Here is a 12,956-nt window from a genome sequence, read left to right on the forward strand (position 1 = left end):
GGCGACAGCTACCTAAAAATATGGTTCTAATAACTAAGCTGTATTTTAGGCAAAAATGATGTGAACTAACAATTGCTTTTACTGATATTTGATATAGACAGTGCTACTAAATTTGATAAAAGTGCTATAAAACCATCAAAAAAACTTATAAATGAAAAAGACTCTCAAATGAGAGCCTTTCCATATATGAAATTCAAGTCTTGAATCAGGCGTTTAGCTGCTCTTTCAGGGCATACAATTGCTCTAGAGCCTGACGTGGGGTGAGATTATCGACATCCAGTTGGCGTAAGGCTTCGAGGGCCGGTGATGGTTTTTCAACTTCGACAATCCGTTCAATCACTTCAGTTTCTACCACCGGTTCACTGAATAAATCATGCTGGACCGATTTTTGTACCGACTGATGTGACTGCTTTTCCAGTATCTTCAGGCGATTTTGTGCTTCTTTAATCACATTGGCAGGAATACCGGCCAGTTTGGCCACCTGCAAACCATGACTCTGGCTGGCCGGACCCTGCTGGACTTTATGCAGTAAAATCAGGTTGCCATTGAGTTCTTTGGCCGTAACATGATAATTATCAATACCTGATTCTTTGCCCAGCTCGGTCAGCTCGAAATAATGCGTAGCGAACAGGCATAAGCATTTGATCCGTTTGGTTAAATCCAGCACACAGGCCCAGGCCAGGGACAGGCCATCATAGGTACTGGTGCCACGGCCGACTTCATCCATCAGCACCAGTGACTGATTGGTGGCATGATGCAGAATTTGCGAGGTTTCGGTCATTTCCACCATAAAGGTTGATTTACCGGTAGACAGGTCATCGGCCGAACCAATCCGGGTGAAAATCCGGTCAATCGGACCTAGCACCGCAGCTTGAGCCGGCACATAACTGCCACAATAGCCAAGCAGGGCAATTAGTGCGGTCTGGCGCATAAAGGTCGATTTACCGCCCATATTCGGCCCGGTAATAATTGCCATACGATGGTTAAAATCCAGTGTGGTGTCATTTGGGGTAAATGCGGTTTTGCTCAAGGCTTCCACCACTGGATGACGGCCGGCGACAATCTTGACTCCAATTTCCGGTGAGAATTCCGGACGGGTCCAGTTTTTCAGGCGGGCCTGATGGGCAAAGTTGGCCAGCACATCAATCTGGGCAATGGCGCTGCTCATCATCTGCAAATTGCCAATGTCCTGACGCAGCTCATCCAGCAGCATTTCAAACAGCATTTTTTCCCGTGCCAGCGCGCGTGATTCACTCGATAATACTTTGTCTTCAAAACTTTTCAGTTCTGGGGTGATATAACGCTCGGCATTTTTTAAGGTCTGACGCCGAATATAATGCTCCGGTGCCTGTTCAGCCTGCGCACGGGACAGTTCAATATAGTAGCCACTAACGCGGTTATAGCCAATTTTAAGCGTGTTGATGCCAGTACGTTCACGCTCCTGAATTTCCAGATCAATCAGGAACTGGCCGGCATGATCACGGATTTGACGTAACTCATCCAGCTCGCTGTCAAAGCCTTCGGCAATGACATTACCATCACGCAGCAACACCGGTGGCTGTTCCACAATGGCCGCCATTAAACGCTGGTAAAGGCCCTGAAAATCGCCCAGTTCTTCATTCAGCTGTTGTAAATATTTGGATTGGCCGGCACTGACAATCGGCTGCACGGCATGACGTAAATACGGAATCTGGGCACAGGCCTGACGCAGCTGCACCAGATCACGTGGGCGCGCACTGCCTAAAGCGACCCGGCTCAGCACACGTTCAATATCACTAATTTCTTTCAGTACCAGACGAATTGGTGCATCGTGATAACCGGTTAAAATCGCTTCGGTCGCATCCAGCCTTGCATCCAGCAGTGCGGTATCACGTAGCGGTTGCATTAAGGTGCGGCTAAGTAGACGACCACCCATCGCGGTCTGGCAGTCATTAATCAGCTGAAACAGTGAGGTGCCGTGTTCAAATAAAGGTTCAATCAGTTCCAGATTACGCCGGGTCACCGGGTCTAGCGCAATAAAATCGCTACTTTGTTCCAGCTGAATCGAGCGGATATGCGGCAACGCCGTTCTTTGGGTTTCTTTGGCATAGTGAATCAAGGCGGCGGCGGCGGCTTTGGCCAAAGGCAAATGATCAATCCCAAAGCCAGATAGGGTAGCTACGCCTAGCTGGTCACACAGGGTTTTCTGGGCATTATTCAGGTTAAAATCGACATTTGGACGTTTGGTAACCGGGCAATCCAGCTGTTTTTTAACAGACTCGATGATATTCGGATCGACAATATCTTCATCGACCACAATTTCGCTTGGCATGAGACGCGACAGTTCAATCGCCAGCTGTTCCGGTTGATACTCCTGCTGCTGGACCTTGAAAATACCGGCACTTAAATCTAGCAGTGCAATCCCGATCTGGTTCTGCTGTAAACAGAGCGCGACCAGATTGGAAGATTGATAGCTGTTGAGCAGGGCATCGTCGGTAAGTGTGCCGGGGGTAATAATCCGTACTACGCCACGTTCCACCGGGCCTTTGCCAGTTACCTCGCCAATTTGCTCGCAGATCACCACGGTTTCGCCTTTTTTGACTAGTCGCGCCAGATAACCTTCGGCAGAATGATAGGGCACGCCGGCCATCGGAATTGGCTGGCCATTGGCCTTACCGCGATGGGTCAGGGTAATGCCTAACAGTTTGGCCGCCTTGTGCGCATCATCAAAAAATAATTCGTAGAAATCACCCATTCGATAAAACATTAAAGAATGTGGATGTTGCATCTTCACTTTTAAATATTGTTGCATCATCGGGGTATGCGAAGATAAGTCAGCCACAATTTCTTGCATGTTCATGTACATTCAGTTCCTTCAATTAACGCATGGGTGTTGGAATGGCTTTCACCGCGTGGATGTCATTTGGGCCAGCTGGAGCAGATAAAACATCGTGTTTAAATCCTGCACGTCGATGCTGTTGACGACCCAACAAGCGCTTCATCTTAACAAATTTAGCTAGGCGGAAAAAACCGATTCTGGAAAATCTGTGCTGAAACTGAGCAGCTTATGGCGGAGAAAATTAAGCGAGCAATACAGCTGATGAAGATTGCAGCAGAGAAGACCAGGAAATATGGAAAGCAGCGTTGCAGCAATGCGCTCGAAGCAGCAGGAGAGGCACTCTATACTGGGGTAAAGAACAACATGAAGATGAGCCCATGATGCCCAAATTCTATTATCAGGCTTTGCCAGTACAGGTGTATTTTGGTGCGGGGGAAGCCAAGCGCACGCAGGATATTCTCAAGCAGGCCGGTTATCACAAGATTCTGCTGATTGCCACGCCCGGCCAGCAGAAGGCCGCTGAGCAGCTGGCCCGGCAACTTGGTGATTTGACCGTTACGGTTTATGCTCATGCGGTAATGCACGTGCCGGCAGAGGTGGCACGGCAGGCGGTTCAGGCAGCACAAGAATTACAGGTGGATTGCTGTCTGGCTTTGGGTGGCGGTTCGGCTATTGGTTTAGCCAAAGCCATTGCACTGGACACCCATCTGCCAATTGTGGCAATTCCGACCACCTATGCGGGCAGTGAAATGACCCCGGTATATGGTATTACGGAAAATCAGCTGAAAACCACCGGCAAAGCTGCACAGGTGTTACCGAAAATCGTGATTTATGATCCAGCGCTTAACCTGAATCTGCCGGCAGAGATTTCTGCCTGTTCGGGCATGAATGCGATGGCGCATGCGGTGGAGGCCTTGTATGCAGAAAATAAAAATCCGGTGATTAGCCTGATGGCGCTGGAGGCGATTCGCTGTCTGGCCACCGCTTTACCGGAACTGGTACAGCATCCGAACGATATTCAACTGCGTGAACAGGCCAGCTATGGCGCGTGGCTGGCTGGGATTTGTCTGGGTTCGGTCGGTATGGCGATTCACCATAAAATCTGTCATAGCCTAGGGGGCACCTTTAACCTGCCTCATGCGCAAACCCACGCGATTATGCTGGCCTATTCGGTGCACTATAACCGCCATGCCGATGTACAGGCGATGGATCAACTGGCCGCTGCACTGGGTGTTGACAGTCGGGAGGAGCTGGGCCGTTTTATCTATCAATTAAACCAGCGCCTGCAGATTCCTCTGGCTTTAAAAGACTTAGGGTTACCGGAACACGCCCCGGCGGACATTGCCCGGATGATTTGTGATTCGCCGTATTATAATCCGCGTGAATATGACGATGATGAATTAAAGCAGCTGTTGCTGCAGGCTTATGCCGGTTTGCCTCCTGCCACACTTTAATACATAGCAATATGTAGCCATCTTCCAGAGATAAAAAAACCGAAGCGGTTGAAGGCTTCGGTTTTTTATTGGCAGGTTAAGGTTTATATAAACCCAGCTCCTGCAAGTGTAAGCGTAAAATCCGGCGCAGTTCCAACACTGCTTCTGGAGTTTCCTGAATCGAGTGGCCGCCGGTAATAATTTTTTCAGACTGGGCCTGTTTCAGATGCGCACTTTCATAGGCCACAATATCATCGGTGATGAGAGCAGGGTCGTTACTCTGACTGGTATTGCCCATAATACTATGATATTTCAGTCCTTTACGTGGCTGAATATCTTGAGTTAAGGCAATAAATTTGGACTGATGGCTTAAATCGCTCGGGCCATTTTGAATCAGGCCTTTATCCAGCTCATTGACCAGATCTTTCAGGCTCGGATCTTCATTTAACAATGAATCGGTGGCCGCATTTAAAAATGCCCCCGGTAAACGGATAATTTTACGCGCCACTTTGGTAAACCAGCGGTCGGCATATTCGGTGCCGCGGTGCGGAGCGGCCAAGAAAATCGCCCGGTTAAAGTTAGGAATATCCTGCATAATCAGGCGCTGCTGAATCACGGGAATGCGGCGGTATTTGGCCAGTTGCCGGCCACTCATCATCGACAGGGCTTCTTTGGATACATCGGCATCACTGACCAGGAGTCGGGCAATAATCCCGCCCATACTGTGGCCGACCAGCACCGCATCTTTTTTCGCCGCGGCTTTAGGATTGACCTGCTGGAAGGCTTGGGTCAATAGAGCATGAATCTGGAAACGGCTTTCAATAATTGGCATATTGGTCGAATAAAACACCTGCCAGACCTGATAATGCTCGCGTAACACTGGATCACCCATAATATCGTTGGTTAAGCGAATCCAGGCTTCCGGACTACTGGCCAGACCATGCACCAAAACCAGCACTTTTTTATTCGGATTATATGGTTCCAGAAAATATAAATGCGGCATGGTCAGCTTGTCATCACGGTCAATCAGTGACAGATAAGCCGATTTCAGCAGATTATTTTCCGCCAGCCACAGTCCATAAGGCGCAGAAAAATTAGCCGCCAGCGGATAGTTTTTATTGGCAATGCGGGCCTGTTCATATTTATAGGGATCATAGGCGCGCAGGCGAAAATCCTTGTTCAGGATATCCTCTACATTGCCAAACTGCTGCGGTTCAGCCACCAGGGTTGCCGCCAGATAACGGGCCTGATGGATATTCGGATTCTGATTGTTTGGATAACGATGGCTTAAAGGATCAATAATATAACGGGCTTTCTCTGGCTGATCTGCGCGTTGCTCCGGCAGAATGACCAGAAATTCCGAGCCAAAACCATCACGACGGGTAATGGAGCGCAAGCCTGAAAAGTTCAGGTCATAGGTGGCTCTTAACTGCTCGATTTTTTGCTGTTTTAAGGTTGGAAAATAATTGAAGTCAATATGATAGGTACTTTCACCGACCTGAATCTGGCTGGCCACCACATCCGGCTGATAGCGCAGGGTATAGCTGGACACTAGTTTGGCAATGGCCTGATTATAAAAGTCGCGGATTTGTACCTGACGGTTGTCAAAAATCCGGTCTTGTGGCGCCCGTTCGGTTTTGAACATATAGGCATAGCTATAACGGATACTTTTATCCAGCATAAACAGCTGCTGGTCGAGGCATTTTTGATAGTTCTGCTGCTGTAATTGCTGTTTTTCTTCAGACTGATGTTTGCTTAAAATTCCGATTTTACAATTGGAAGAATCGGCCAGTTGCATGGCTTTGGCCAGATAAACTTCGCTGGCAGTGGACAGCAGCTGTTCATCCAGAATTTCCGGAATCTGCTTCAGTTCATCAATACACTGTTTCGGGTTTTCGGTACAGATTTGCGCTTCACGGCCAGTCATGGACAAGACATTGAGGCTGGCCTCGCTCAAGCGGTCACGAGATAAAATACTTTCCCGTTCGTTGGCAATGCTGACATTTAATGCTTGCTGTTTAACACTGACCGTTTGGCAGCCAACGAGAATGGAACTGCTGAGCGCGGTGGCCAGCATCATCTTATACGTCATAGTGGTCATGTGAATTCGCATCGTATTTTATAAGTTTTTTTTAATCATACTGAATTTCTTGGTTTTTTCAATTGACAAAAAAATAGGCCATATAACATGACCTATTTTTTCTTGCACCGGGCTTAAGCCTTCGGTGTCATGATTTGCCAGACATTCCAGCGGCCCTGTTTTTCAATTTCAGTAATTAAACGGTCTGCCACAGCTGCTTCTTGCGGATACTTGATCTTGTAGTTTTTCAAGGTCTGTACCGCATTTTTCTTTTGCTCTAAAGCAATATAGTTGTTGGCAGCAGCCAGATAGGCTTCCTGTACGCCGGCTTTCATGGCTTTATCTAAATAAGAAATTGCTTCACGATGACCGCCACCTTCAGACAGGGCAAAACCAAACCAGAAATTGGCTTCGGCATCTTCCTTGTTAATTTTCAGGATGCGCTGCGCATAAGCCAGAGAACGGGTGGTATAAATTGAACCTAAGTCCAGGTTACGTGCCATTACGCTGGCTTTAAAGGCACGAATCAGCACATCAAAAGAGGCATTTTCCTGTACCGCCAGGCTGTCCAGTTGTTGGGTGACTTCTTTGAGTTTAGCTTCAAAACCGCGGCGTTCCTGACGGTCAGTAAAACGTGGTGGATAGTGACGTGCTTTACCTTCGACCATCTGTAAAAAGTCATCAATTTCGGTGATGTCAATTTCATTTTCACCGGCCAGCACCGCAAACTTCAAGCTGCGCTGGTTGTTGTTGATGGTCGGAATAATCAGACGGTTGGTGTCTAAAGTAATTTTTTTCGATGGATTATCCGGGGCAGTTACTTCCATTTTAGTCACTGGCTGGGCCGCAGCCTGTTGCAGGTTCAGTTCAAATGGAGGAGGTGCATCATAATTAAACGGATTTAAAGCATAAAATGGAGGGGTCAGATCAGGCTCGGTAAACACAATTGGTGCATTGGCTGGGTTTTGTTGTTTTGGTGCAGTGGAACAGGCTGAAACTAAAGTGGTCGCAATCAGAGCAAATGCCAAAGGCTTAAGCGTCATAATATTCATCCGTTAATTTATTTTAAAATGGCTGAGCATGTTCGTCAGTCTAAAAAATCTGTGACGAACATGCAAGAGAAGGCAAGAAGTTTGCTGTTACCGTGTTGTTAAGCTTTGGACTGGCTGCTTTGTGCTTCACATTCACGGCGCACATCTTCAATAATTTTTAATTCTTCAGCACTAAACGGCTGTTCGTTTTGCTGCTGCTTTTTAAAGCTTGGGTCGAGTAAAGACAGACGCTGACATAAGGTATTCATGCGTTTTTCATTGTGCTGAATACGGTCGAGCAAGACCCGCATACCGTCTAGAATCGGATCAGACTGATCCTGGGTAGCCGCATACGGCTGGAAACCGATGCTTTCGGCATAGTCACGGCGGCGTGCTTCGGCTTCATCTTTTGGCTGATCTTTGGTAATAAAACGTGCCGGATTGCCGACCGCAGTGGTATTGGCCGGTACCGCTTTGGTTACCACTGCATTGGAACCGACTTTGGCATTTTTACCCACGGTAAATGGCCCGAGAATTTTCGCGCCAGCACCGACAATTACCCCATCTTCTAAAGTCGGGTGACGTTTGCCTTTGTTCCAGGTGGTCCCCCCAAGGGTCACGCCATGATACAGGGTTACGTCATCGCCAATTTCGGCTGTTTCACCAATCACCACACCCATACCGTGGTCAATAAAAAAACGGCGACCAATTTTCGCACCTGGATGAATTTCAATACCGGTGGCAAAGCGGCTAAATGAAGACAGCAGGCGCGCCGAACCCTTGCAGTCTTTGTTCCAGAGTTCATGTGCAACCCGATGCATGATCAGGGCATGAATGCCGGGATAGGTAGTTAAGACTTCCAAGGTATTGCGTGCAGCAGGATCGCGCGCAAAGACAGCTTGTATATCTTCTTTGAGCTGTTTAAGCATTATCTTGATCCTCGTCCTGTGTCGATGTTGTTGATGATTTTTTCCATGAACCGTTATTCAATGCCTGTACGCGACTAAAAATGCCACGTAATAAGTGATATTCCATACGATCTAATTGTATACGTCCAAAAAGCCGACGCAAGCGCAAAGGTAATAATCTTGGATTTTTCGGATCCATAAATTCAATCTCGGCCAGCATTTTTTCAATATGCGGATAGAACTGTTCCATCTGGGCATGGGTCACTAAAGGTTCATCCCATTCCATTTCGATACCATCAAGAACTTGCATGGTGGCTTTAGGGTCTGGCTGCTGTTCTACCCGGGCCATGGCTGCCATCCGCATTTCATAACAGATAATCTGAATGGCCTGGGCCACGTTTAACACGCCGTAATCGCTATTCACCGGAATGGTGACATGGTAATTGGCCAGGGCCAGTTCTTCATTGGTCAGACCACGATCTTCACGGCCAAAAATCACCGCAATTTCCTGATGCGATGCTGTCACGGCCTGCATGGCTTTTTCCGCAGCCGGGCGGACATCCAGCAGCGGCCAGGGAATGGTGCGGCTGCGTGCACTGGTACCAAACACCAGATGACAGTCCTGAATGGCTTGTTCCAGGGTTTCAACAATTTCAATCTGTTCAATCAGATCGGTGGCACCGGCCGCCAGTGCGTCAATATCCGGATGTGGATAGGTCTTCGGTGCGACCAGTACCAGTTTGGACAGGCCCATGGTTTTCATGGCGCGTAAGGCACTGCCGATATTGGCGGGCAGAGTGGTATTGACCATGACAATACGCACATGGGAGAGATGTGCTGACAAGGCAGCACTGTCGACTTGACTCATACAAGGTCCAGAATAAAGAAAATTTTAAATTAAGAATATTGACCCATTTCGGCCTGATATAAATCGAGCGCATCATCCATGCTCATGTCCGCTGGAGGTGCCGGAACGTGGGCAGGCTTGGGCTCATGCGCCACCGCTTGGGCGGCTTTAGATTTCACCTGATATTCGATATGCAGAGCATCTTTACCAAAATAATCACGTAGCTTGATCAGCAGTTCATCCATTGGCGCGACTTTCCATTGCACGCCTAAATGCAGTTCAGCAGTGGCATAACCATAATCTACATACAGAATCACAGGAATATGCGTGCTCATATCAATATTGGTATACGGCATCAAAATCTGCTGTACATCACGACTCAGCGTTTTACTGTCATGTTCGGCAGATAGCGTAATCTTGATACTGTTAGCCCGTTTCTGACGGATTTCATTCAGGCTAAAGGCTTTGGTCAGACGCCCCATTGGACGGTCAAAACCTTCGCGCTCATAAATTTCGCCTTCAATCACCACCACTTTTTCAACCTGGATGATGTCTTTAAAGCGCTGGAAACGCTCGTGATTGGCTGATACTTCAATTCGTGCGGTGCCATCATCTAAGGTCACCACCACCCGGTTCGGGAAGTTGGCCACATCCAGCACCAGTCCGGCAAAGACTGTGGTGACCCCACGGCGGGTCGGACTCAGTTCATTAATTCGCGCCGGAATAAAGGATTTCAGCTCAGCCCGGTATACATCAATCGGGTGGCCGGTCAGGTACAGGCCTAAAGTATCTTTTTCACCTTTTAAGCGGACTTCATCGGACCACGGTTTAACCGGTTTGGCCGGTTTGCGCTGCACTTCTTCGACTTCACCAAACAGGTCCATAATCCCGGTTTCACGGTTAGAACGGGCCTGTTCTGCAGCTTGCACCGCTTCCGGTAACTGCACCATCAGGCTGGAACGTTCAATGCCTAAACAGTCTAGCGCACCGGCACGAATCAGGGCCTCTAAGGTTCGTTTATTGATTTTTTTCAGGTCAATCCGGTGACAGAAATCAAATAGGTCTTTATATGGTCCTTGCTGGATACGCGAATCAATCACCGATTGCATGGCCTGTTCACCCACGCCTTTAATTGCGCCTAAACCATACACAATGGTTTTGTCATCGGTGGCATGGAAATGATACAGCGACATATTCACCGACGGTGGTAATACTTCCAGACCATTGTGGCGGCAGTCATCAATCAGGAACACCACGTTATCGGTATTCTGCATTTCCGAGGACATGACGGCAGCCAGGAACTCGGCCGGGTAATGGGCTTTGAGCCAGGCGGTCTGGTAGGCTACTAACGCATAGGCAGCGGCGTGTGATTTGTTAAAACCATAGCCGGCGAATTTTTCCATATAGTCGAAAATATGGTTGGCGGTGGCTTCATCAATATCTTTTTGGGCCGCACCTTCAATAAAGATTTTACGCTGCTTGACCATTTCTTCGGGTTTTTTCTTACCCATGGCACGGCGCAGCAAGTCCGCACCACCAAGCGTATAGCCGGCACAGTACTGTGCGGCCTGCATCACCTGTTCCTGATACACCATAATGCCGTAAGTCGGTTCCAGTACACCTTCGAGCAGCGGATGCAGGTATTCAAATTCACCGCCATGCATACGGTGAATAAAGTCCGGAATCAGATCCATTGGACCCGGACGATACAAAGATACGAAAGCAATAATTTCTTCAAATTTACTCGGGCGTGCTTCTTTCAGCATCTTTTTCATGCCCACGGATTCAAACTGGAACACCGCGGTGGTATTGGCATTGGCAAAGACCAAATAGGCATCTTTGTCATCCAGCGGAATATGGGCAATATCCAGCGGGATCTCGGGTTTAACCCGTTTATTAATATTCTGCACCGCATCTTCAATTACGGTCAGGTTACGCAGCCCCAGGAAGTCGAACTTGACCAGACCGGCGGCTTCAACGTCATCTTTATCGTATTGGGCCACCCGGCCGGTGCCATCGGCATCGCACAGTACCGCAGAGAAGTCGGTAATTTTGGTCGGTGCAATGACCACACCACCGGCGTGTTTACCAGTATTTCGGGTAATGCCTTCGAGCTTTAATGCCATTTCCCAGATTTCAGAAGCATCGTCATAGTCGGGGTTGCCCGGATTGGTGACAATATCTTTTAGCTGCGGTTCAGCCGCCAGCGACTCTTCCAGACTCAGCCCCAAAGGTTTGGTCGGAATCATTTTGGAAATACGGTCGGCCAGACCATAAGATTTACCCAAAACCCGGGCCACGTCACGAATCGCGCCTTTAGCGGCCATGGTACCGAAGGTGGCAATCTGCGATACCGCATCACGGCCATAGGTACGGGCCACGTAGTCAATCACGCGGTCACGGCCGGCAATACAGAAGTCGACGTCAAAGTCGGGCATCGAGACACGTTCCGGGTTCAGGAAACGTTCGAACAGCAGTTCATAGCGCAGTGGATCCAGATCGGTAATTTTTAAACTGTACGCCACCAGCGAGCCGGCACCCGAACCACGACCCGGACCGACCGGCACGCCGTTATTCTTCGACCACTGAATGAAGTCCATCACGATCAGAAAGTAACCCGGGAATCCCATCGAGTTAATAATATTAATTTCGTATTCAATCCGCTCATCATACGGTTTGCGGATTTCAGGCCAGTCTTCATCGCGCTGCGCTACCGGATAAAGATGGTTCAGGCGCTCTTCCAGACCTTCCTTGGATAAATGCGCAAAGAAGGTTTCAATGGTATGGCCTTCCGGAATCGGGTAATCCGGCAGGAAGTATTTGCCCAGTTGCAGCGTCACATTACAGCGCTTGGCAATGTGATAGGTGTTTTCAATGGCAGACGGAATGTCGGCAAACAGCTCGGTCATTTCTGCAGCGGTTTTAAAATACTGCACCGGGCTGTAGTTTTTTGGTCGGCGGCTATCGCCCAAAACATAACCATCGGCAATACAGACGCGCGCTTCATGCGCTTCAAAATCTTCACGGCTGATGAAGTGCACATCATTATGTGCCACCACGCCAATATTATATTTTTTCGCCAGCTGTACCGCTTCATAAATGAAGTCTTCTTCATTCGGGCGATTGGTGCGGGTCAGGGCCAGATAAACCCGGTTTCCAAACTTGGCAATCCATTCTTCAAGTAAAGGTTCGGCTTTTTGCGGGTTAGAGGTACAGAGCATTTTACCGACATCGGAGTGAATGCCGAGCAGGGCGATTAAATCGTCATGCTGCTCCAAGACCCAGTCTTTCTGTACGCAGGGAATATCCAGCTGCTGGCCTTCAATAAAACCGCGCGACACGATTTCGGTCAGATTACGCCAGCCATGATTGTTCATGGCCAGTAAGGTCATGCGATGTTCGGCATCATTCAGGCGGATTTCCGAACCCATGATCGGCTTGATGCCTTTGCCCAGACATTTGCCATAGAATTTGACGGCGGCATGCAGGTTGGACAGGTCGGTGATGGCCAGGGCAGGCATTTCTTCACTGGCTGCGGCTTTGACTAAATCAGGTATACGTACGATAGATTCTGTAATCGAAAATTCAGTATGAATACCAAGATGAACAAAGTGCATAAATCAGTCCCTGCAAAAACCCCTGCACATTTTAGCACGGGATTTTGGCTTTCAGTTTGAAATTAAGGGGAAATGGCGAAGTTTTAGATATGTAAACCAACGTAGCGGATTGGTTTCTCATCACTTGAACAGTAATCTGCATGGGCTGAAAACCAGCGTTTTCGGGCTGCTATGAGGGTGATTAACAGCCAAAATAAAACCCTCCGTAGAGGGTGATTAATT

General features: G+C 48.4%; 8 protein-coding genes. 2 read left to right on the forward strand and 6 right to left on the reverse strand.

All coding sequences use genetic code 11. From position 1 onward, the window contains the following. Positions 1–205: 205 nt before the first annotated feature. On the reverse strand, positions 206–2,839 hold the full coding sequence (mutS, locus tag VF685_RS06315) for a DNA mismatch repair protein MutS (RefSeq protein ID WP_104471029.1): 2,634 nt from the start codon (positions 2,837–2,839) through the stop codon (positions 206–208). Between the two features lie 207 nt (positions 2,840–3,046). Between mutS and VF685_RS06320 the strand changes: the two genes are divergently transcribed. Further along, complete coding sequence (locus tag VF685_RS06320) at positions 3,047–3,199, forward strand: hypothetical protein (protein ID WP_155756624.1); 153 nt, start codon at positions 3,047–3,049, stop codon at positions 3,197–3,199. Beyond that, on the forward strand, positions 3,199–4,272 hold the full coding sequence (locus tag VF685_RS06325; RefSeq protein ID WP_163170227.1) for a maleylacetate reductase: 1,074 nt from the start codon (positions 3,199–3,201) through the stop codon (positions 4,270–4,272). Before VF685_RS06320 ends, VF685_RS06325 begins: the two co-directional genes overlap by 1 nt. Before the next feature lie 76 nt (positions 4,273–4,348). Here the strand turns inward: VF685_RS06325 and VF685_RS06330 are convergent, their stop codons facing one another. The 5 genes from VF685_RS06330 to dnaE all read right to left on the reverse strand — a co-directional run bounded on the left by VF685_RS06330 (position 4,349) and on the right by dnaE (position 12,734). Then, complete coding sequence (locus VF685_RS06330) at positions 4,349–6,352, reverse strand: esterase/lipase family protein (protein WP_163145713.1); 2,004 nt, start codon at positions 6,350–6,352, stop codon at positions 4,349–4,351. Between the two features lie 113 nt (positions 6,353–6,465). Beyond that, a complete protein-coding gene (locus VF685_RS06335; protein ID WP_005178801.1) occupies positions 6,466–7,374 on the reverse strand; it encodes an ABUW_2363 family tetratricopeptide repeat lipoprotein in 909 nt (302 codons plus the stop codon). Positions 7,375–7,481: 107 nt separating this feature from the next. Beyond that, the gene (cysE, locus tag VF685_RS06340) at positions 7,482–8,291 is read right to left on the reverse strand and encodes a serine O-acetyltransferase (RefSeq protein ID WP_005178800.1); all 810 of its coding nucleotides are present in this window, start codon (positions 8,289–8,291) and stop codon (positions 7,482–7,484) included. Next, a complete protein-coding gene (locus VF685_RS06345; protein ID WP_163170226.1) occupies positions 8,284–9,138 on the reverse strand; it encodes an RNA methyltransferase in 855 nt (284 codons plus the stop codon). The genes cysE and VF685_RS06345 overlap by 8 nt, the downstream gene beginning before the upstream one ends. Before the next feature lie 29 nt (positions 9,139–9,167). Further along, positions 9,168–12,734: a DNA polymerase III subunit alpha gene (gene dnaE / locus VF685_RS06350; protein ID WP_440203590.1), complete on the reverse strand. Its 3,567-nt coding sequence runs from the start codon at positions 12,732–12,734 to the stop codon at positions 9,168–9,170. Positions 12,735–12,956: the final 222 nt, after the last annotated feature.

The sequence above is a fragment of the Acinetobacter sp. Brlt_5 genome (genome assembly GCF_051949055.1).
Classification (GTDB): Bacteria; Pseudomonadota; Gammaproteobacteria; order Pseudomonadales; family Moraxellaceae; genus Acinetobacter; species Acinetobacter indicus.